The organism is Kineosporiaceae bacterium (assembly GCA_016713225.1).
In the GTDB taxonomy this organism is placed as follows: Bacteria; Actinomycetota; Actinomycetes; order Actinomycetales; family Kineosporiaceae; genus JADJPO01.
The window spans coordinates 266,198-286,860 of record JADJPO010000002.1 but is presented as its reverse complement, the minus strand read 5'-3'; the positions used below and the strand labels follow the sequence as shown (position 1 = coordinate 286,860).

General features: G+C 71.2%; 18 protein-coding genes and 1 CRISPR repeat array. Of the genes, 8 read left to right on the top strand and 10 right to left on the bottom strand.

Annotation, left to right across the window (positions count from 1 at the left end; translation table 11 throughout):
- The first annotated feature begins 60 nt into the window (after window positions 1-60).
- Genes IPK24_07405 through IPK24_07370 form a run of 8 tightly spaced genes read left to right on the top strand, consistent with a single transcriptional unit; the run spans window position 61 to window position 7,400 of the window.
- Complete coding sequence (locus IPK24_07405; protein MBK8075382.1) at window positions 61-363, top strand: hypothetical protein; 303 nt, start codon at window positions 61-63, stop codon at window positions 361-363.
- Window positions 360-1,196, top strand: coding sequence for a hypothetical protein (locus IPK24_07400; GenBank protein MBK8075381.1), 837 nt, complete (start codon window positions 360-362; stop codon window positions 1,194-1,196). Before IPK24_07405 ends, IPK24_07400 begins: the two co-directional genes overlap by 4 nt.
- On the top strand, window positions 1,193-2,140 hold the full coding sequence (locus IPK24_07395; protein ID MBK8075380.1) for a hypothetical protein: 948 nt from the start codon (window positions 1,193-1,195) through the stop codon (window positions 2,138-2,140). Before IPK24_07400 ends, IPK24_07395 begins: the two co-directional genes overlap by 4 nt.
- Window positions 2,137-2,754, top strand: coding sequence for a hypothetical protein (locus tag IPK24_07390; protein MBK8075379.1), 618 nt, complete (start codon window positions 2,137-2,139; stop codon window positions 2,752-2,754). Before IPK24_07395 ends, IPK24_07390 begins: the two co-directional genes overlap by 4 nt.
- On the top strand, window positions 2,754-3,614 hold the full coding sequence (locus tag IPK24_07385; GenBank protein ID MBK8075378.1) for a hypothetical protein: 861 nt from the start codon (window positions 2,754-2,756) through the stop codon (window positions 3,612-3,614). Before IPK24_07390 ends, IPK24_07385 begins: the two co-directional genes overlap by 1 nt.
- Window positions 3,611-5,026, top strand: a complete 1,416-nt coding sequence (locus IPK24_07380) for a DUF87 domain-containing protein (GenBank protein ID MBK8075377.1) — start codon at window positions 3,611-3,613, stop codon at window positions 5,024-5,026. Before IPK24_07385 ends, IPK24_07380 begins: the two co-directional genes overlap by 4 nt.
- Complete coding sequence (locus IPK24_07375) at window positions 5,023-6,801, top strand: type IV secretory system conjugative DNA transfer family protein (protein ID MBK8075376.1); 1,779 nt, start codon at window positions 5,023-5,025, stop codon at window positions 6,799-6,801. Before IPK24_07380 ends, IPK24_07375 begins: the two co-directional genes overlap by 4 nt.
- A complete protein-coding gene (locus IPK24_07370; GenBank protein ID MBK8075375.1) occupies window positions 6,798-7,400 on the top strand; it encodes a hypothetical protein in 603 nt (200 codons plus the stop codon). Before IPK24_07375 ends, IPK24_07370 begins: the two co-directional genes overlap by 4 nt.
- Before the next feature lie 589 nt (window positions 7,401-7,989).
- A CRISPR array of direct repeats spans window positions 7,990-9,970; the repeat unit is 28 nt; unit sequence GGATGACCCCCGCGTGCGCGGGGAGGAC.
- Window positions 9,971-10,057: 87 nt separating this feature from the next.
- On the opposite strand, the gene IPK24_07365 is transcribed toward IPK24_07370, so the two are convergent.
- The 10 genes from IPK24_07365 to IPK24_07320 all read right to left on the bottom strand — a co-directional run bounded on the left by IPK24_07365 (window position 10,058) and on the right by IPK24_07320 (window position 20,569).
- Window positions 10,058-10,174: a type I-E CRISPR-associated protein Cas6/Cse3/CasE gene (locus IPK24_07365; protein ID MBK8075374.1), complete on the bottom strand. Its 117-nt coding sequence runs from the start codon at window positions 10,172-10,174 to the stop codon at window positions 10,058-10,060.
- A 38-nt stretch (window positions 10,175-10,212) separates the two neighbouring features.
- Entirely contained in the window at window positions 10,213-10,734 is a 522-nt protein-coding gene (locus IPK24_07360; protein MBK8075373.1) for a type I-E CRISPR-associated protein Cas6/Cse3/CasE, read from the bottom strand.
- A complete protein-coding gene (gene cas5e, locus IPK24_07355) occupies window positions 10,731-11,543 on the bottom strand; it encodes a type I-E CRISPR-associated protein Cas5/CasD (protein ID MBK8075372.1) in 813 nt (270 codons plus the stop codon). Before cas5e ends, IPK24_07360 begins: the two co-directional genes overlap by 4 nt.
- The gene (gene cas7e, locus IPK24_07350; GenBank protein MBK8075371.1) at window positions 11,540-12,739 is read right to left on the bottom strand and encodes a type I-E CRISPR-associated protein Cas7/Cse4/CasC; all 1,200 of its coding nucleotides are present in this window, start codon (window positions 12,737-12,739) and stop codon (window positions 11,540-11,542) included. Before cas7e ends, cas5e begins: the two co-directional genes overlap by 4 nt.
- An 11-nt stretch (window positions 12,740-12,750) precedes the next feature.
- The gene (locus tag IPK24_07345) at window positions 12,751-13,470 is read right to left on the bottom strand and encodes a type I-E CRISPR-associated protein Cse2/CasB (GenBank protein ID MBK8075370.1); all 720 of its coding nucleotides are present in this window, start codon (window positions 13,468-13,470) and stop codon (window positions 12,751-12,753) included.
- Window positions 13,471-13,558: 88 nt separating this feature from the next.
- On the bottom strand, window positions 13,559-14,674 hold the full coding sequence (locus IPK24_07340) for a type I-E CRISPR-associated protein Cse1/CasA (protein MBK8075369.1): 1,116 nt from the start codon (window positions 14,672-14,674) through the stop codon (window positions 13,559-13,561).
- Window positions 14,674-15,207, bottom strand: a complete 534-nt coding sequence (casA, locus tag IPK24_07335; protein MBK8075368.1) for a type I-E CRISPR-associated protein Cse1/CasA — start codon at window positions 15,205-15,207, stop codon at window positions 14,674-14,676. Before casA ends, IPK24_07340 begins: the two co-directional genes overlap by 1 nt.
- A gap of 207 nt (window positions 15,208-15,414) precedes the next feature.
- Window positions 15,415-18,051, bottom strand: coding sequence for a CRISPR-associated helicase Cas3' (gene cas3 / locus IPK24_07330; protein MBK8075367.1), 2,637 nt, complete (start codon window positions 18,049-18,051; stop codon window positions 15,415-15,417).
- Between the two features lie 695 nt (window positions 18,052-18,746).
- Window positions 18,747-19,226, bottom strand: a complete 480-nt coding sequence (locus IPK24_07325; GenBank protein MBK8075366.1) for an NUDIX hydrolase — start codon at window positions 19,224-19,226, stop codon at window positions 18,747-18,749.
- A gap of 11 nt (window positions 19,227-19,237) precedes the next feature.
- On the bottom strand, window positions 19,238-20,569 hold the full coding sequence (locus IPK24_07320; protein ID MBK8075365.1) for a helix-turn-helix transcriptional regulator: 1,332 nt from the start codon (window positions 20,567-20,569) through the stop codon (window positions 19,238-19,240).
- Window positions 20,570-20,663 lie beyond the last annotated feature (94 nt).

Genomic DNA, 20,663 nt, shown 5'->3' with positions numbered 1-20,663 from the left:
TCATCAGGGTCCCTAGTATTACGGTCTGCTACATCCCTAGCGGTCTGGCGAGGAGTTGTCATGTGGTGGGTGTTGATGGTGGTGCAGGCTTCACCGCCTCCGGGGGTCGGGGTGGGGATCCCGAATCCGGTGCCGGTGGCTCCGCCGGGGGTGGCTTCGGCGGTGGGGGCGTTGGTCGCGAACGCAAAGTGGATCGCGTATGCGATGTGTGGGTTAGCGGCGATCATCGCCGGTGCCCGCACGGCGATCGAGGTCCGCCAGCATGGTGGGTCTCCGGAGGCGGTCAAGCAGTTGGCGTTGGCGTTGATCGGCGCCGGGATCGTCTCCGGCGCGGTCGCGTTGGTCAGTCAGGGCGTCTCGTGAGCACCCGGACAAGGCAACGGCCCCTGCGCTCCGCACCTGCCGTACGCCGCATCGATCCCAGGCCTGGGCGCCGCCCCGGTTCCCTGCTGTGGACGGGCGTCGCGTTCCTGGCTGCCCTGGGCATCGGCATCGTCGGCACGGACCTGGCCCGCTCCGAGGACTCCACCTCACCGTCGACGCCCCGCACGGCCACCCCGGCGGCGTCGAGCACCCCGGACCTCGAGCACGGCACCCTCCGGTGGGTGGACTTCGCCGGCCTGCAGCTGCCGGTCAGTGCCACGCACGGCCCTCGTTGCCTGTCCGGCCTGCGAGCCGCGTGCTTCTCCCGGGATGAGGCGGGGGCGGCGTTGGCCGCCGTCCATGTGTTGGTGCGGACGTTCGCGTTCGCGGGACCGGGAGTGTTCACGCCCACGATCGCCGAGCAGGTCGTCGGGCCGGGCCAGGCGCAGTTGGCTCGCGAAACGTCAGCCACCTATCGCTCGTATGCCGCCGAGGCCGGCGTCCGGGGTGAGGGACCGATCCGCGGTGAGGCCGGGTCGATCGCCGGGTACCGCACCGAGCCAGCGCCCAGCCCACGGACGCCGTCCGCGGCGTCCGTCTCGCCGTCGTCGTCGGACGCCGCGGTGGCGGAGCGGGTCGTGGTGGTGTTGGTGAAGGGTGTCGGTGAGGCGGGGGCGCCGGTGTTCACCGAGTACCGGGTCGGCCTGGTCTGGGTCGAGGGTGACTGGCGGGTGATCGCGCCGCCGTGGGGGGACTGGTCGGGCGTGGCCCGGGTGGTCTCATCCCCGGACCCGGCCACCTACATCTCCTACGACGCCGTGGGTGCGTCGTGACGGCGGGGTTGGCGGCGTGCCTGTCGCCGCAGGGCTGCGTCGCGGGGGCGGTGGATTCGTTCTGGGGCAGTGTGTCCGGGGCGATCTCGCAGGCCGCGGGGCAGATGATCGCCCTGGTGTTCGGGTGGTGGACCACCACCCCGTCGGCGAGTGTGGACACGGTGGCGTTGCGGGCGGCGCAGTCGTATGTGACGACGTGGTTGGCGGCGCCGGTGGCGGTGGTGGCGATCCTGGCCGCGGTGACCTGGGGCGTGGCTGGTTCCTCGCATGGGTGGGTCCGGGACATCGCGCGGGGCCTGCTGGTGTTCTCGGTGACCGCGGCGGGTTCGATCCCGGTCGTGCGGGCGATCCAGGAGTGGGCGCAGGCGTTGGCGGCGGGGTTGTTGGCGGCGGTCCCGGCCCGGGATCTCGGGGAGCGGCTCGGCGCGATGCTTCCCTCGCAGGGTGGTTCCCCGGCGCTGGTGGCGTTCTGGGCGACGTTGGCGTTGATCGTCGGTGGGGTGCAGTACGTGGTGATGCTGTTCCGGGACGGCGCGGTGTTGGTGTTGACGGTGATGTTGCCGGTGGCCGCGGCGGGCCAGTTCAACCGGGGCAGCCTGTTGTGGTTGCCGAAGGTGGCGGGCTGGTTGCTGGCGTTCGTGTTCCTCAAGCCCGCGGCGGCGTTGGTGTACTTCATCGGCCTGTCGGTGATGGGCCAGTCCCAGGGTGTGCAGGCGTGGGTGAGCGGGCTGTGCATCATGCTCACCGCGATCGCCGCGTTGCCGGTGCTGCTGCGGCTGGTCACCTTCGCGGTCAACGCCGCCCCCACCGGCGGCGCCCTGGGCGGTGTGGCGACGGTGACCGGGATCGCCGCGACCGGCGCGCAACTGGCCGCCACCCGCGGCCTGTCCACCGCGGCGCGGGGTACCGGCGCCACGGGCACGAGCGGGTCGGGGACGCCGTGAGCAGCGACCGGTTGTACGGCAACTGGTTACGCCCCCAGAAGCTGTCGATCCGGGGCCTGCCCTGGCCCCTCGCTGTGGCCGTGGTCGCGGCGTACCTGACCGGGGTGATCGTGGCGCAGTCCGATCCCCGCCGCGGCGCCCTCATCCTCGGTGGCTGCGCCCTGGCCACCGCCGCCGGGACCGCCCGGATCGCCGGCAGGACGCTGGCCGGGTGGCTGGGTGGGAAGGCGCGGTGGCGGTGGGCCGCGGCCACCGGCGCCACCGGTTTCCAGGCGATCACCCCGGCCGGGTGGGTGTTGCCCGGCCCGCTCGCCGAGACCGTGATGCTCACCGTCCCCCACCCGAGTGGGGACTACGGCGCGATCCACCAGCCCCGGGCGCGGCGGGTGGCGGTGACGGTGCGGGTGGCGTCGAGCGCAGCGGAGTTGTCCGAGCCGGGCGCGCACGACGCCGCGGTCACCGCGTGGGAACGCTGGCTCGAACACCTCGGCCACCGCCCCGAGATCGCCTTCGTCACCGTGACCGTCGAGACCTCCCCCACCCCGGGAACACGCTGCGGCACACCATCACCCGCCGCCTGTCCCCCACCGCACCAGCCGACTGCCGTGCCCTGATGACCACCCTCGCCGAGACCACCCCCGAGACGGCGATGCAGGTGGAGACCCGGATCAGCCTGGTGTTCGACCTGCGGGCCTGGGATACCCAGCTCGCCCGCCGGGACCGGCGCCGCGGCGTCCAGGCCTGTCTGCCGTTGCTGGATGCCTCGGTGCAGCACCTGACCGCCGGGCTGGCGGCGTGTGGGCTGCGGGTGCTGGGGCCGATGAGCCCGGCGCGACTGGCCGGGGCGGTGCGGGCGGCGTTCGACCCGGCCAGTGCGGGCGGGGTGGAGGTGGCGTTGCTGTTGGGCCGCGGCGACGTCCCGGACTGGGAGCACGCCGGCCCCGCCGCGGCCCGCGAACACCGCGATGACTACGTCCACGACGGTGGGGTGTCGGCGTCGTTCGTGTGGGCGCAGGCCCCCCGGCAGTTGGTCACCTCCCGGGTGCTGGACCCGTTGATGCGCCCCGGCACCGCCCGCAAGCGGGTCACTGTCACCTACCGGCCCACCCCCGCCACTGCCGCGTTGGACGCCGCGACCCGCCAGGTCCGCCGCCGCCTCCTGGCGCGGATGGTTGCTGCCCTGCCCGTCATCGGGCGCGCCGCGACGGCCCAGGACGACCGGGACGCCGCCGCCGCCGACCAGGCCACCCGCGAGGTCGCCGCCGGCGCCGGATGGATCGCCGCGACCCTCACCGCCACCGTCACCGCCCCCGACCAGCAGGGCTTGCGGGCCGCGGTCGCCGACCTCGAGCAGGCCGCGGGCGCCTCTCAAGTGCGGCTGCGGCGGTTGTATGAGCTGCAGGCCGCCGGGTTCTACGCCGGGTTGCCGGCCGGGTTGTCGCTGACCGAGCTGGCCCGGTCGTGGACCCGATGACCCCGCCTGCGTTCATGGATGCGGGGGTGGATCCGGGGCCGTGGGCGTTCGCCGGGACCACGACCCAGGTGGCGGGGTTGTTCCCGTTCGGGGCGGGGTCGGGGGCGCCGGGGGTGGGGGTGCCGGTCGGGCACCACGCCCACACCGGTGAGCCGGTGTGTTGTGACCCGTTCGCCTGGCACGAGGCCGGGCTGGTCACCAACCTCGGCATGATGGTCCTGGGTGCCCCCGGCGCCGGCAAGACCAGCCTCGCCAAACGGATCATCCGCGGGCTGATGGCCGCCGGGACAGGTGTTCTCATCCTCGGCGACCCCAAAGGCGAATACGTCCCCATCACCCGCTCCGCCGGGGGGCAGGTGATCCGGATCGGCCGTGGCCTGGACCGGATCAACCCCCTGGACGCCGGCCCCCTCACCCACGCCCTCCCCCACGTCGACCCGACCGAACGACGACGGCTGCTGGCCGAGATCCGCGGCCACCGCCTGGGCACCCTGACCGCCTTGTGTGCGCTGCTGCGGGGCGGGCCGGTCGCGGACTGGGAGGCCGCCGTCCTGGGTGCCGCGCTGGATGCGTTGACCCACACCGGGTCCGGGGACCTCGGGTCCGGGGATCTCGGGGGGGGTGGGCAGCCGACGGTGGGTGACGTGCTCGCCGTCCTGACCGCGGCGCCGGCGCCGTTGGTCGCGGCGTGCCAGGTCGATGTGGCCCGGTTCGAGCGCGAGACCACGCCGTTGCGGCGGACCCTGTACGGGCTACTCGAAGGCCCCCTGAAGGGGGTCTTCGATGCCGCGACCACGACACCGTTGGACCTGACGGCGCCGATCGTGTGTGTGGACCTGTCCGCGATCACCGCCACCACCGATGCCCTGATGGCCGCCGCGATGCTGGCGACCTGGTCGCACGGGCACGCCGTCATCGACGCCACCACGGCCCTGACCCGCGTCACCGGGACGGCGCCGCGGCGCTACCTGGCGGTGCTGGATGAGATGTGGCGTGCCCTGCGCGGCTCACCCGCCCTGGTCGAGCACGCCGATGCGTTGACCCGGATCTACCGCCACAAGGGCGTCGCGCACCTGATGCTCACCCACTCCCTGGACGACCTCGCCGCCGTCGCCGACGACACCGACCGCGCCAAGGCCCGCGGCCTGCTCGACCGCTGCGCCATCACCGCCCTGACCGCGATGAGCGACCGCGAACTCGACCACGTCAACGCCCTACGCCACCTCACCTCCACCGAACGCCACCTCGTCGCGTCCTGGTCCTCGGCCGCGACCTGGACCGGCACCGGACACCACCCCGCCCGCGGCCACTACCTCCTCAAAGCCGGTGACCGACCCGGGATCCCCGTCCAGATGACGCTGGTCGGGGACGAGGCCGCGCTCTACGACACCGACCCCGCAGCCCTGCCATGACCACCACCGTGCCGCGGACCCGGCGGACCTCCAGCCCCGACGGCCCCCTCGGCGGACTCCTCGGCAGCGGCGACGCCTGGACCGACCTGCTCGTCCTGGCCGGGATCGCCGCCGCCGCAACCACCGCCGCCGGCACCGTCGTGTGGGCCGCCGGATGCAGCCTCTCCCTGCTGGCCGACCACGGCTTCGGCCCAGGTCTCGGGGCCACGCTGCGGGCACTGGCTCACGGCACCGGCCCGGCAGGGATCTGGGGCGGCGTCCCGGCGTGGGCGGTCGTCGTCCTCGCCGTCGCCTACGCCGCCGCCGTGGTGCTGGCGATCGCGGTCGGGGTGGCGTGGTGGCGGCGCCGGCATCCCCCGCGGGAGGGCTACGGCAGCCGGTCCCAGTACGCGCACCTGCTACCCGGGCGAGCGGCGCTGCAGCACGTGGCCCGGCTGCGGCCTTCGCTGCGGGGGCGGACGAGGCTGGCGCCGTCCGATCTGGGGGTTCCGTTGGGACGGTTCGGCTCCGCGCGGCGCGGGCCGCTGCTGCGGGCCACGTGGGAGGACGTCGTCCTGGCGATCTGCGCGCCCCGGTCGGGTAAGACCACCTGCCTGGCCGTGCCCGCCATCCTGGAGGCGCCCGGGGCGGTGGTGGTGACCTCGAACAAGGCCGACGTCTGGGACCTCACCGCCGCCCTGCGCGGCCGCGACACCCGCGAACGGGTCTGGACGTTCGACCCGCAACACGTCACCCGCACCCGGCAGGACTTCGCGTGGGACGCCCTGGACGGCATCGACACCCTCGCCGACGCCCGCCGCCTCGCCGGACACTTCCTGCACGAGATCCGCCGCGCCGAAACCAGCGACTTCTGGGACCGCGACGCCGAAGACCTCCTCACCGCCCTCATCCTCGCCGCCGCCCTGTCCGGCGCCGGCCTGGCCAAGGTCGCCACCTGGCTGACCTCGATCTCCGCGGTCGAACCCCGCACCATCCTGGCCCGCAACGGATTCACCCAACTCGCCGACGTCATGACCGGCCGCTCCCACGGCGCCCACGAAACCCGCGAAGGCGTCTACGCCACCGCCCGCGCCGCCGCCGCCTGCCTGTCCGACCCCGCCATCATGGCCTGGGTCACCCCCCGCCCCGGCCTGGACCTGTTCGACCCCGCCCACTTCGTCCGCTCCCACCAAACCCTCTACCTGCTCTCCCAAGACGGCGCCGGATCCGCCGCCCCCCTGATCGCCGCCTTCGCCGACCGCCTCCTCCTGGACGCCGTCCGCGCCGCCGAACACACCCGCACCGGACGCCTCGACCCACCCCTGGTCGCCGTCCTGGACGAAGCCGCCAACATCTGCCGGATCACCGAACTCCCCCGCCTGTACTCCCACCTCGGCTCACGCGGCATCGTCCCCATCACCATCCTGCAATCCCGAGCCCAAGGACGACGCGTCTGGGGACAAGGCGGCATGGACGAACTGTTCTCCGCCGCCACCATCAAACTCATCGGCGCCGGCATCGACGACCCCACCTTCGCCGACGACATCTCCCGCCTCATCGGCGAGACCGACACCCGCGTCCGCACCCGCACCCACGGCCGCGGCGGCGGGACCTCGGTCACCACCCGACGCGAACGCGCCCTGCCCGCCGACCAAGTCCGTGCCCTACCCAAGTTCACCGCGTTGCTGCTCGCCACCGGGATCCGGCCCACCCCCATCCGGCTCGTGCCCTGGATGGACGGACCCCGCGCCGACGACATCCACGCCACCGCGTCCGGACTGGACGCCGCATCATGAAACGCGCCCTCGTCGTCCTCGTGCTTCTTGTCGCGCTACCTGCTGTGGCGCTGCCCGCCCTCGCCGTCGCCTACCACGCGGCGTCCCCGGCTGGTGGTGGCGTGGTGCCGTGCGTGGCCGGGGCCACCCTGGACGGCGCGCCCTGCCTTCCCGAACCCGGACCGGCGGCGAGTTACCGTGGAGACAGCAGCCGCTGCGTGCAAGATCCCTCCGGCACCAGCGGCTGCGTCACGCCCACCCTGGCCCACCTCTACACCCAGATCGAGGCCACCTTCGGACACCAGCCCGCCGCGTGCTGGTCACCCCGCGGCGGAGACCCCCGCAGCGACCACCCCAAAGGCCGCGCCTGCGACTACACCATCGGCCGCATCGGCACCTACCCCAACCCCACCGACACCGCCCGCGGCTGGCAACTCGCCCACTGGCTCCACGACAACGCCACCGCCCTACACATCGACTACGTCATCTGGCAAGGACGGATCTGGTCCCAACGCCGAGCCGCCGAGGGCTGGCGCGCCTACACCGGCGGCGGCTACTACCCCAGCACCGGACCCACCTTCGGCCACCACGACCACGTCCACGTCAGCGTCACCGAGTAGCGCTGCAAGCACCCCAGGGCGCACGTTTGCTGCCAGATGGGGAAGGACGGGTTCATGTTCAGAGCGGGCGGAGCATCGCGGCCGGCACTTGGCCTGGACGACGATCTGGCGACCCTCGTGAACGACCGCCATCGTCACCTCACCTACCCAGCCGGCATCCCCGCGCGCCCATCGGTGCAGCAACCCGGGCCAACGGCCAGGCCAACCCGGTGGATCGACCACCCAGCAGTGACGTGCCGAGAGCGGCGAAGCGGCAGGGATCGACGGTCCCCCAGCGCGCGAGAGCAGGACGGCCAGCCGCTCGGGCTGAGGCCTCCTGTTCATCCCGCCCGCCATCCGGCCATGATGCGCCACCATCGCGGTTTACCAAACATATGTGTGAGTAGATGTGTTCGTCAGCTGCGCCATCGCGATCATTAGTGGGCGCCGTACGCGGCTGGCTGCATCGCGCGACAGCGAACGCCGAGCAGGCGCAGGCCGAGGCGATGCTTCTGGCGGTCGAGCTCGACCCACTGCTCGGCCAGGTCGCCCCAGCCGGCAGCCCGTTGTCCGATGCCCGAGGCGCCGGGGACCTGCGTGGCGGCGGCTCGGCTGACCCCCGCGTGCGCGGGGAGGACAGGTACTTGTTCGACGTCCGCGGTTTGAACTCGGGATGACCCCCCGCGTGCGCGGGAGGACCAGACCATCGGCATAGCGCTGCCCGCCTCGCACGGATGACCCCCGCGTGCGCGGGGAGGACCAGGCGCGTCTCCTGGCCACCCATACCCAAGTACGGATGACCCCCGCGTGCGCGGGGAGGACTTCCACCACTTCAACGAGCCGTTCGCATACCTGGGATGACCCCCGCGTGCGCGGGGAGGACGTCGGCGTGGTCGGGCTGACCGTGGCCTGCCCGGGATGACCCCCGCGTGCGCGGGGAGGACGCGCTGCGATGGACAGCGACCCGGTCGTGGCGGGGATGACCCCCGCGTGCGCGGGGAGGACATCGTCCGTGTGCGGATCCCGCGATAGCGGGTTGGGATGACCCCCGCGTGCGCGGGGAGGACTTGTTGCGGGCGTCGCCATTGCAGATGGCGTAGGGATGACCCCCGCGTGCGCGGGGAGGACGTCGACACCAACAACCCGATCCGGCTGCTGCAGGGATGACCCCCGCGTGCGCGGGGAGGACGACCCTTTTAGAGCCATGATCAGATGGCGGAGGGATGACCCCCGCGTGCGCGGGGAGGACTCCACGCGTGCCCCTGCAGTGCCCTCCAAGCTGGGATGACCCCCGCGTGCGCGGGGAGGACATCGCCGCCGAGACAGCCCGCTGCAACGACTGGGGATGACCCCCGCGTGCGCGGGGAGGACTTGTTCGTCCATTCGGATTTGAAGCCCCAGTCGGGATGACCCCCGCGTGCGCGGGGAGGACAGTGGGTTCGAGGAGCTGGCCATCGCCAAGGCGGGATGCCCCCCGCGTGCGCGGGGAGGACGGGATCTCCAGCTGGACGTCGAGCTGAACGGCCGGATGACCCCCGCGTGCGCGGGGAGGACGCCAAGGAATACGCCCAGCCCACCGGCAACGGCGGATGACCCCCGCGTGCGCGGGGAGGACTGCACGATGCGCAGGATCGAGAGCAGGTAGCTCGGATGACCCCCGCGTGCGCGGGGAGGACACCATGGCGTCGCTGACCAGTCGAGTGCAGACCGGATGACCCCCGCGTGCGCGGGGAGGACGTCACCACGTCGTTGATCGCGGCGTTCGTCGCGGGATGACCCCCGCGTGCGCGGGGAGGACAAGGGGCTGCACGACACCACCACCGAACCGCTGGGATGACCCCCGCGTGCGCGGGGAGGACTTGGTCGACGAGTTGGCGCTCTTGGCCGAGCAGGGATGACCCCCGCGTGCGCGGGGAGGACGAGCGCGTCGAGCGTCCCATGCCGCTCCTCCCGGGATGACCCCCGCGTGCGCGGGGAGGACGGCAGCGGCCTGACGACGACCCCGGGCAAGCTGGGATGACCCCCGCGTGCGCGGGGAGGACCTCCTCTAGACGGGCTTCGATCTGCTCGGCGGCGGATGACCCCCGCGTGCGCGGGGAGGACCCAAACGACTGGATGAGAGCTACATCGACATGGGGATGACCCCCGCGTGCGCGGGGAGGACGTCGGCGGGTTGAACGTCGACGACTACCTCCAGGGATGACCCCCGCGTGCGCGGGGAGGACAGGTTGGTGCCTTCGTCCCAGCCCTTCGTGGAGGGATGACCCCCGCGTGCGCGGGGAGGACTTCCAGTCCCACGCGTTCAAGTTGGGGTTGTACGGATGACCCCCGCGTGCGCGGGGAGGACGGTCGGCCCGGACACAAAGACGTGCTGACCCTGGGATGACCCCCGCGTGCGCGGGGAGGACTTCACCGGTATCGAGGGGATCGGCCCGCAGACGGGATGACCCCCGCGTGCGCGGGGAGGACGCCGCGGCCCGGGCGTCCGCCGCGCTGCAGCTGTGATGACCCCCGCGTGCGCGGGGAGGACCCGGTGGTGGCGAAGGCGCCGGGGGTCGGCTCGTGATGACCCCCGCGTGCGCGGGGAGGACACTTCTTGACCTGCGGCGATGCGACTGAGCGCTCGGGATTTCATTCAGTCCAGCCGTCGGGCGTGGGACCTGCGGCCTCTGGTCGTGTCACGCCATGGGACGCGCGGACAGCAGACCGAATCCGTAGGCCCTGGCCTTGCCGACACCGTCGATGATGGCCGTCGATAGTGCCTCCGCTGAGGTAACTGCGGCGATGCCTTCCACGATGGCGGGTGCCCAGGCGGCCCCAGTCGACGAGCAGATCATGTTCTCTCGGGAAGCTTCCACCCGAGGTCGTCGTTCGTGCGCAGTCCCGCGGCATCGGCACGATGCCGCCACCACTCGCGTAGCTCTGGCTGGTGGACCGACACGCGTTGCCCGGCCCGCAGGAGGACTTTCCCGCGCTCTTTCACTGCCGATACGCGGGTACGGATCTGCAGCTGCATCCCGTCCTGAAGCGTGTGTAGGAGGCCCGCTAGGGAGGCCTGTCTTATCTGGTGGGCCCACCCGGCCGGGAGGCGGTCGAAGTCCAGGGGCATGCCGCTCTGGACGAGGAGGACTGGCTCGCGGGATTTCTCCAGCCGGTACAGCAGCCGGGCAGCTGCGCGCGGGGTGTCCCCCAGGTCGTCGGGGAGCAGGCTCATCAGCCGTCGGTGCATCTGGGCTGGGTCGGCGAGGTTCCGGCGTGCCGTCAAGTTCCGGGGGTTGACTTCGACCCGGTACAGGGACGGCGTTGGCCTGGCGCCGATCGTGACGTCACCTGTCGAGGTCGTTGCTGTGGTCATGTTCGTCGTGGTCCTTCCTCGAAATGAGCGCGAAGCGTCTCCAGGTGTTCCAGTGCCTCGCTCTCATGGCTCGTTGCGAGGGGTCGCTGTGGGCCGTCCACTGGTATGTCCTCGACGAGGACCTGCCGGATTCCCTGTGCCCGGCGGCGCGGCGCATAGGACATCGGAAGGTCCGGGAGCAGGTCTGGGTGGCCTGCGGCTCCTGAGCATCCGAGGTCCCAGACGACCCGGACCCGGTTCCTCGGTGCCCCGGATGGCAGCGGGGCGGTTCTGAGCGCGAGTCCGCAGCCGATGCCGCTGGTGAGCAGGGGCGGGGTCTGCGGCGGGCAGGATCGCCTCCCCAAGAACAGCGGCCATCGGGGCGCGTCGAGGGCTGCAGCCAACGTGTCCAGGACATCGAAGTCGCCTTCAACGATGACGGTAAACCGGGCCCCGGACAGGTACTGCCTTCGGGTCACGATGGCCTCGCGGCGTGTCGCGCCTGAAGCGGTCAGCACTCCCCCACCGGCGCTGGCGCCGCCGACTGTGTGATAGTCGGTGATGATCAGGCCCGGGTCGTCTATTCGCACGGCGACTTGGAGGGCTGCGAGGTCATCGGGGAAGGTGTCGCGGTCTCTGCCGAGGGCGCAGGCGAACAGGCCGACCAGTCCGGACTTCGACGGGTGGGGCAGGGTCGGACGGGACGTCTCGTAGGCGGCGACCCCTCCCCAGGCCTGGAGTGGCGCGGCGAGGTGCAGCACGAGCCCGGCCGGCAGGTCGGACTGGTGGGCGCCTGGGTGGTCGCTGGTGGGGTAGGTCTGGTCGGTCACAGGCCCACCGCGGTCAGGGCGGCAGCGACCGCGGCGGGGAGTTTCGAGGGCTGCCCGAGGGCGGGGTAGGTCCTCTCATCGATGTCCATGACCCAGCCGTTCTGGAGTCCGCCGTCGCCGAACACGCGGGCCTGCCGGGCCGCGTAGTCGTCGAGGCGCTGGCGTGCGGGGGTGGAGTGCCCATCGGATGTGGCCCGCACGGGGGCTTCGAACGCGCCGGCGAAGTTGCGGGGCGCCTGGGTGCGGGCCTGGATACACACCAAGTCGGGCAATGTGTAGGTGCCGGTGGAGCGGCGCTTCGCGCCGGGCACGGTCTCGACGAAGGCGGTGAGGAACAGCTCGAGGAGCAGCCGGGCGACGGAGTCGTCGTTCAGGTTGGACTGGAGCTCGCGCACGTCGACGCTGGCGTACCGGTAGTAGACGCCTGCGCCGTGTTCGGTGTTTCCCATCTGTCCGGCGCCGGGGTCATCGACACGGTTGAGGTCGTCGACGGCGGTGAAGTAGTCGTCTTCGGCGCGGGCGGTGTGGACGGTGAAGGCGTGGGCGACAGAAACAGCGCCGTCGACGGTGCCGCCATCCACGCCGGTGAGCATGCGGCCCATGAGGGCGACCGTTCCGCGTGCCTGCCCGAGGGCCTTCGCGGCCGCGGCCGCGTCGACCACGGTGTCGGTCGCCTTCTTCCCTCCTCTGGTTGCCTTGCGAGTGCCGTCCACGATTGCCTGATAGTCGCCGATCCGGGCGGCGGCCAGGTCGGCGAGTTCGCTCATCTGGGAACGGGTGAGGTAGATCAGTTCTCCCGTCCGGCGATCCTTGTCGATGGCCTTTCCGAGTGCTGCCACGACGTCGGCTCCGGCGAGGTCGGCGAGTTCGCGGGCCATGCCGCGCTCGGCCAGCAGGTCGGCGATGCCGATGGCCAGGCGCTTGGTGCGCACCGCGGGATCGCCTCCGCGGGCGGCGAGGTCTTCTTCGATGCGCTCTCTGATCGCGCGCTTCCAGCACTGGCTGGATACCCGTAGCCGTGGGGTGGCGTACGTCATCGTCTTGTGGGCGCCGAGGTCATCCCGGTTCAGCAGGGCGAATGGCACGGGATGGATGGCGTGCAGGTCGAGGAAGCGGGTGCTGGTCATCTCGATGGCTCCTATTGATCTTGGCTCGGTGTCGGTCCAGGTCCAGTGCTCGCGGCCGTAGGTACACACGGCGGCGAGGGTCAATCCGCTGTGGTCGGGGCCGGTTCAGCGGTGTCGGCTGCAGGCGCTTGGGCGCTCTCGGCGCGGTAGAACGAGCGCATCCAGTGGACGCCGGGACGGATGGTCCGCTGGTCCCACCAGGTCAGCTCGTCCAGTAACTGGGCCCAGTCCACGTCGGTGACCTCGAAGCGGTCCACCAGCCGGGGCAGGCGGTCGCGGATTCCAGGGGCATCGTCGCGGGCGGCGGATCTCAGGAGACGTTCGGCGGCCCGGTAGGTCGGTGAGTCGGTGGCGTATCCTGCCTTGGCGATCGCTGCGGCCAGGCTGGCTCCAAGGTTCCGTGATCTGTAGGGCGCGTGAGTCTCTTGTCCCTCGGTCGTCTCGTTGGGGTGGGGGGCATCGCCTGAGGCCTCTTGCTGGACGTCTCGGGGTTCGTCAGGAGTGTCGGCCTCGTCCCGGTGAGGTGTGCGAGGTGCTTCCCAGGTCATCGCGATCAGTGCGGCGACACAGTAGATCGCCTCGACGCGTGCGGGTCTGCTGTCGGGCGAGATACAGCGCTCGAGGTACGGCATAGCTTCCAGGGCTTCGGCGCTGGGGCGTCCCCCGGCGCGGCGCAACGCGGCACGGGAGCCTCGATCACGACACAGCTCCTGGACGTAGGAGACGAAGGCAGCGTCTGCTGTCTGAGCGGATGCACGACGCTGAGCGGAGGCGGCATTGGGTGCTGTCGTGTTGTTCACGGCTGGGTCCTGTTCTCTGTGTGCCAGGCCGATAGGGGACGGCACACGGGCCTGACGGGGTCGGTGGCGGTCTGGTCCGGGCGGTCGGTCAGGGGCGATTCCGTGCCACGGATCGGGTGTACGGCAAGCGGGTGGCCAGAGGGGCCGTCACACGGTCGTAGATGGTCCGGGCGAGGGATCGGTAGTCGGCCGCGGGATCTGGGCCAGGCGGTTCGGGGGCATCGGGGTCGAGCGTGGCGTGGGCCTCGATGATCGCGGCCAGATGGACGTGAGACCAGAACAGCTCCTCGGCGGCGGCCCAGTACTGCTGCTGAGCGTCCCTGCGCCAGCCGGTGCTCAGGTCCTGGTCCTTCACGGCCTTGTTGGCGGGTCTCCCGTCCGTGCCCTCTCCTTCGCGGAGCCACACCCGTTCTAGAGCGATGTCCAGGCGTCGGGCGCTCGTGCCTGCCCGTTGGAGGGAGGTCGCAGCGGCATCTGCGGCGCGCGGATGCCTTGCTCTCAGCATGGGTGGGACCGGCCGTGTCCGGGACGCCATCATCGCCGTGTTCTTCGACCTGCCGTCCTGGTCGATCCCCAACGCCTCCACGCAGATGTCGTCGACGGCGCCATCGAGGCTGTCGTCGTCCAGCTCCGCCAAGACGCGTGGACGCAGGTCGACCGCGCCGACGTCCGGGAGGGCGAGCAGGAGCGCGTCAAGGTCTCGCCATGCCGCCCGGGTCGCGTCTGCTCTGACGGCGAACACCGCGCCCTCTCGGTTCGTCCGCCGGCACAGGAACGGGTCGGCGAGGATCACGGGAGAGGTCGCGACAACACCGCCGGTCTCCCAGGCGGCTCGTTGCAGCCTGCTGTCCCGCCCCCAGGTCACAATGGCGTCCACGACGGTCACACCGTCTGCGGCCGGTTGCAGCAGGACGGCGTGCACAGGTGTGCGGGCGAGGGTCGCGGCAGGCCCGATGACATCGAACGGGGCAGTCGGGTCGGGCAGTGTGGCGGCCTCCCATGGGGCCTCGTCGGCTCCCGTGCCCGTGGACCGGGTGAAGGTTACGGGCGCGACGAGGTTCAGCAGCAGCGTCTGATGCAAGGTCGATGCGATCGGATGGTAGGAGGCCAGGGCACGTAGCGGCCCCGCCGACCCGTTCCCGTGTCCGGAGCGGGGGGTCATCTGCCCGGCGGCCCCGAAGTACAGGTGGATCAGCAGGAACATCACCGCCTCGGCCGGGGTGAGCGGTTCGGGGCGGCGTCGAAGTGGTGGCCGAACCAGGCCCGGTTGTTGCCCGCCGGACGGGTCACCGCGAGCTTGTTGACCCCACTGGTAGACGTGCAGACTGCCGGGTCGCCGAGGCGGGGATCCTGCATGAACGGGCGGTCCCCGAACAGGTGGAGTCCGGCGGCATGCCGGTGGAAGTAGGTCTCGACTGCGGCGGGGTCGAACCGGCCGGTGTCCATGACGGCTCGTCGTTGCCGCCGCCACCGGCCGACCGGGAGGTCGGGGTCGTCGAGGCCGGCGATCCGGTAAGTCATCACGGCCAGGACGCGGCGCAGGGCGGTGGTGGCGGCAGGGAGCGGTAGGCCGAGGTCGCGCAGTTCGTGGGCTCGCAGGAACAGTTCGGTGAGGCCGACTGTCTCGGTGCGCCCGTCGTGGGTGAGGACGGGAATCCAGGGCTGTCGGGTCAGGTCGTAGCTGGGTGCCGTCTGCGGGGCCGGGATCGTAGGTGGTGAGGGTGCCGGGTGGGTCACGTGTTCTCCCTGGTCGTGATCATCAGGCCGAGCAGTGGATCGAGTTCGATGTCGCGGGTGTCGACGACGGCGCGCAGCGCGTCAGCCGGGGCCGACGGTGGGTCTCCGTCCTGCTCGTTCGTGACCGGGGCGAGGCGAACCTGGCCCAGGTGCAGGAGCCTCAGGTCGGACAGCAGGGGATGGGACCGCCAAGGACTCGGGGGCAGGTCATCGGTCCAGGAGGTCCCGCTCCGGCGGTAGGCGGGGACGGTGACCGTGGTCGATCAGCGCCTTCACCTGGGCCGGGACGGGCGTGTCCGGCAGCGCGGCGCCGGACACGTGGCCAGGTTCGGCGAGGCAGATCACGCCGTCGACGGTCACGACAGGTAGGACGGCCACGGTGTCGGCACCGAGGCGTGCGCGTGCGACGGCGCTGCTGTCCTCCACAGGGCTTGTGAACTCCTCGACGTGCCCGAGAGCCGCCGGCCTGGGCACAGCGACGACGTCAGCGATGGCCTCCCGGCCGTAGGTGACCTGCCGCTGTCGCGTGTCCGCCGCGAGGATGTCATCGGCCAGGGCGGGGGTGTCGCCGCATACGGCCTCGACGATGGTCTGAACGTCCTCGGGCACGCGGATGCGTGACCGGCCTCGGAGGACGTCGGCAGTGCGTAGGAGGTGGGCTTCCGGGTAGATGTGCCTGTCGGTGCGGAGGTTGAGCCGACCTTGGGCCGTCACGGGCCACAGGATCGCCAGCGTGGGCTGTCGGGCGACGTCGGGGCGGCCGTCGCGGTCGTGCCGGTGTCCTCGCCCGGAGCGTTGCAGCAACAGCGGGACGGGGGCGAGGTCGGACACGACCAGGTCGAAGTCGATGTCGAGGGACTGTTCGACGACCTGGGTGGCGACCAGGACCCCACGGCGCGATGCAGCCTCCGGCTCCGGTTGACCGGCGTCGGATCCACTGGGCGGCCCTGCGTAACGGCGCGGTGGGCCGTACTTGGTCAACAGGCGTGTGGTGCGTCGGCGGCGCTCACCGACCTGCAGCCGGGAGTGCAGGGTGTCGACGTCGACGTCGGCGGGCAGAGTGCGTCGCAGGTATGCCGTGAGCGCTTGGGCTCGAGCGACGGTGTTGCACACGAACAGGACGCAGCCGCCGCTGTCCACGACCGGGCGGACGAGGGCGAGGCAGCGGTCGGCACGGTCGGTGTCGGTGACGTCGTAGTGAGCCAGTTGCAGAACTTGCGGTCGGCTGACCGTGAGAGCTTCGACGACGGGAGGCCGGTCGGTGTACCAGACTCCCCAACCGGGGTAGGTGAGCCCGCTGGTGCCGCGCGCCTGCGGGGATGCCTGAGCGCCTTCTTGCCACGCATCGACCAGGGCGGCCGTGGTTGCAGTCGGCAGAGTGGCTGACATGAGAACGACGGGCACTCCGAGCTGACCGGCCCAGGTCAGAGCACGCCGTAGCAGGGCCTGTTGGTAGTCGTCGTACGCGTGCGCCTCGTCGATCAGCAGAACCTTGGAGGCGAGGCCGAGCAGCCGCAGAGGCTGGTGCCGGAGCCGCAGGACCGCCATCAGGAGCTGGTCGATGGTGCCGACACCGAACGGAGCAAGCAGACCGCGCTTGTGCCCGTGGAGCCACTGCGCCGATACGAGCGTCCCCGTCACCTGGTCGTCCGCGGCGCCAAGGGTTGCGCTGTCCGGCGTCGGCCCGGAACTGGCGGCAGGCAGCGTTGAGGGAAGCGCGGCGTAGGTCGGGTTCAGGCTGGCGAGGGAGTGCAACAGGGTGCTGTGCGCAGGACCGTCTGCGGCGCGAACCAGCCAGTCCAGCACACGGCCGTACATTTGGTCGGCGGTGGCTTGAGTGGGCAACGCGACGTACACCCCGTGGCGTCCGGCGGTCCGGGCGAGGGCGCTCGCGGCGAGCAGACCGGCTTCGGTCTTGCCCTCCCCCATGGGGGCGGTGATGACGACACAGGCAGGGCCGGTCGCGTCGGTGGTGTCCCCGAGGACGCGAGCGACGGCGTCCTGGAGTGGGCGCGGCTCAGTGATGTGCGGGAAGGCGTCGGAAAGACCCGAGGGCCGAAGTCGTGCCCTGGCGAGCCCGCTGTCGCGGAGCAGGCCAGGCGCGAGATCGCGGGCTTGAGCGAGATGCGAGGCGAGCTGGCCTGGGTTGGCGGCCTGCTCGGTGGTCAGGGTTCGGCCGGCCAAGAAGGTGGTGCTCGACACCAGCCAGTCCGCGATGATGACCATCCCGGTGATCAGGGCGACTGCCGCGTGCCGGGTCACCTCGTCGACGAGCAGGCCTGGGGTGAGCCCGGCGGTCTCTCTCACGCGCAGCTGCGCGTCCAGGAAGTCGATCAGCTCGGTTCGGGCCGTCTCCCAACTCCCCCTCCCGAGAAATGGAACCCGTCCTAGGGCGGTCTGGCGTGGGACCCGGGAGAACCGGCCGTGGTGGCCGCCGACGGCCTCGGCCAGCCAGCTGGGGTGGCCTGTCGCGGTGAGCAGAACTTGGCCGGCGATGTCGTGTGAGACGACGTCGTTCGAGCCAGGACGTGTCAGCTCGGGTAGGGCATCTCGCATCTGCTTGAACGCGAGGGCATCGAGCTGCTGGAACTGAGGTGTCGCTTTCCCCAGGTCGTGCAGGACGCCCGCGGTCGCCACCGCAGCCAGAACGGCGCGTGCCCCCTGCTCGGGGTCATGCTCCGGATCGAGAGTGCTCCACTCAACGAGGGTGGAGGTGAGGCTCTGGGGCAGCCACAGGTCTACGAGGGCTTCGCTCACTGCGGCGGTGTCCAGGAGGTGCCCCACCAGGGGGTACGGGGTGGAGAGCCCGGCGGACTTGCCCCAGATGCGACAAGCGGTGATCACAATCAGACCGTAGCGTCACCCACTGACAACCTTCAGTAAGATCAATCCCCGGGGAGTGGCGCTCAACTCGCAGAATGAACGCCAGCCAGCCCGGCGCCGGCCTGATCGAGCTTCACAGCCTCATCGCCCGCGGCTTCCGCAACCGCGACAAGTACCGGCTACGCGCGCGCTTCATCGGCCGGCGGCCACGCCGAGCCAACAAAGCACTATTAGTCGTCAACGCCAGGGCGAACTCGACCTGCACCTGGTTCGGATCCGCCCCGGGCCGTCCGCGTCTCAGCAACCGAGCCGGCCGCCGGAGTACCTAGTGACACGATCACGACTTGCGCCCTGTCGAAACGCGGACAACACCCGATGCCCGGCTTCGTCCAGGCGTCCCGAGGTTGGTTCATCTCCAGGCTCGGCGACAGCCCGGACCAGCACCTGCACTCCATCGACCTCAATCGGCACCCACCTGTCCATAACCTCACGATCGCGGAACATGGTCAACAAGCGCGGGAGCCCAGCCCAAGGGCCTGCACGAGTTGGCTCAGCAGTTGTGGTTCGGTGAGGATGCGCCAGGCCTTGGACCGCCCCTTACCGCCGATGGGGTCGATCCCTGGGTCGGAGGTGTTACCAGAGCGTGTGCGACGCCTGTGACAAGGCGCGGAATCCGCCTTCCGCCTTCGCCACGTGCACGATGACCGTGTCGGGGTCTACGGTCCCGGTTTCGGCCCAGCGGCGGCGGGCGCTAATGGCGCGCCGTGCTCGGCATACACGGCGACGTCGCCGGCGACCGCTTCCAACGCGAGAAGCAGGCGCCGAACCAGTCGGTCCGGCATCAACCCGGCCAGCGAGTCCGGCGGATGGAAGCGCGCCTCAGCGATCTCGCCCGGGTCCAGTGTCAGGTTCGATACGTCGCGGGAGGTGAGACAACCGCCGTCGAATACGAACAGCAGTTTGTCGCCCTCGTCGGGGTGAGGTGCCCAGTCGACGACCAGCAAGCGGCTCGGTGCCAGCACCAGGCCGATCTCCTCGGCCAGCTCCCGAGCGCAGGCGGCTGCGGGGCTCTCTCCCGGCTCCACGTAGCCACCGGGTAGATCCCAGCCCGGCTTGTAGGTCGGACGGACGAGTAACACCCCGGAGCCATCCTGTTCACGGATCAGTGCTCCGGTGGCGACCCGTGGTGTTGCCATCGGTGGCCTGTTCACGCCTCTGATCCTGGCAGGGGACTGCTCGAACGATCCACACTCGGGGATCCAACCCGCGCCCCGCTTGACAGCGCTGTGGCGTCGCGGGCCATCCGGCTGATCAGCTGCCGGACGTCGGCCCGGCGCGTCAGCTGCGGGCTGTGGCACCAACTGCGGGTGAGGTCCCGGGTGATGAAGTGTCGGCGAACATGGAGCGGGGCTTGCCGTTCGGCGTCCAGTAGTTCGTCGGCCGCGTCGTGGGGTCGCTGGCCGAGGTGGGCGATTCGGGCTTGCTCCAGCAGGTGCCGGATGCGCCGCTCCCGCGGGAGCCCAGTGGTCGAGATGGTCGCGGCGAGCCGTGCCGCTTCGTCGATCCTGCCCAGTTCCACCGCGACGGACACTCGGTGCAGCGCGGTGTTGGTGGGGCCGAACCCGGTCCAGCAGTGGTTGGCGTCCTGGCCCAGCCGTTCGGTCAGGCGCTCTGCCTGGCACAGGAAGGTGTCTGCCTCGTGTTGGCTGCCCTTGCGCGCGGCGGCGAGGGCGCCCACGAGCCAGAGGCTGCCGAGCAGCGACAGCGTCCGCGGGTCGTTGGTGTCTGGTGCGTGGGCGTTCAGCTCGGTCGCCGCCTTGTCGACGAGGTCGATGGCGGCGTCGTCATCGGTGCCGGCCAGCACGGTGTGGGCGATGCACCGGTGCAGCGCGGCGAGGGTGTGGGCGTCTCCGCAGGCAGTCGCGGCGCGCAAGCCATGCTCGGCACTGAGAGCGGCCAGGGTCAGCTCTCCTCGCTTCGCCAACGCGGCAGCGGCGACGTGATGGGCGAGGGCGAGCAAGCGCCAGGCTTCGACCGGGGTCAGTGTGCCTGGCGCTTCGACTGCCGACCGAGCACTGGCCAACAGGGCTGGCGCTTGTTCGCACACCTTGGAGAAGGCCGAGGCCTGATAGTCCGCCCACGCCGAGGCGACGACTCGCGGCAATTCTTCGGCGGGCAGTATCCGTGGTGCCGGGCGAAGCCCGACCAGGTCGCGGTACCCGAGTCCGGATAGCCGCCCGCCCGGGACGGCAGCATCCTCGGGGCCGCGCGGGCACGGCGGAGTCGCCTCCAGCAGCCGGGAGTAGGCAGCCCAGAGTGTGCCGCCGGCCTCCAACGCGAGGTCCAGCCCGCGCACGAGATCGGCGTCCGGTCGCCGTTCCGCCTTCTCCAGTTTGCCGATCAGGGCACCGCTGACATGGATCACGCAGCCGAGCTGGCGTTGAGACAACCGAGCTGCCACCCGACGTTCGCGCAGCGCAGCGCCGAACGCCGCCAAGGGCGAGGCAGCCGGGTTGAGTGCACGGGGTGGCTGCGGCATCACCGACCCCCTCGCTCGCCCCGCGCGCCTGGCGATGCCAGGCCACTGATCGGACGATAACCAGGCCGCGATCCGCCGCGACAGTCCTGCACGG

Coding starts and splice junctions, on each gene's coding strand:
- IPK24_07385 (MBK8075378.1), top strand. CDS start 2,754: ATGACCACCCTCGCCGAGACCACCCCCGAGACGGCGATGCAGGTGGAG.
- IPK24_07375 (MBK8075376.1), top strand. CDS start 5,023: ATGACCACCACCGTGCCGCGGACCCGGCGGACCTCCAGCCCCGACGGC.
- IPK24_07405 (MBK8075382.1), top strand. CDS start 61: ATGTGGTGGGTGTTGATGGTGGTGCAGGCTTCACCGCCTCCGGGGGTC.
- IPK24_07320 (MBK8075365.1), bottom strand. CDS start 20,569: ATGCCGCAGCCACCCCGTGCACTCAACCCGGCTGCCTCGCCCTTGGCG.
- IPK24_07380 (MBK8075377.1), top strand. CDS start 3,611: ATGACCCCGCCTGCGTTCATGGATGCGGGGGTGGATCCGGGGCCGTGG.
- IPK24_07340 (MBK8075369.1), bottom strand. CDS start 14,674: ATGTTCCTGCTGATCCACCTGTACTTCGGGGCCGCCGGGCAGATGACC.
- IPK24_07325 (MBK8075366.1), bottom strand. CDS start 19,226: ATGGCAACACCACGGGTCGCCACCGGAGCACTGATCCGTGAACAGGAT.
- IPK24_07370 (MBK8075375.1), top strand. CDS start 6,798: ATGAAACGCGCCCTCGTCGTCCTCGTGCTTCTTGTCGCGCTACCTGCT.
- IPK24_07360 (MBK8075373.1), bottom strand. CDS start 10,734: ATGACCACAGCAACGACCTCGACAGGTGACGTCACGATCGGCGCCAGG.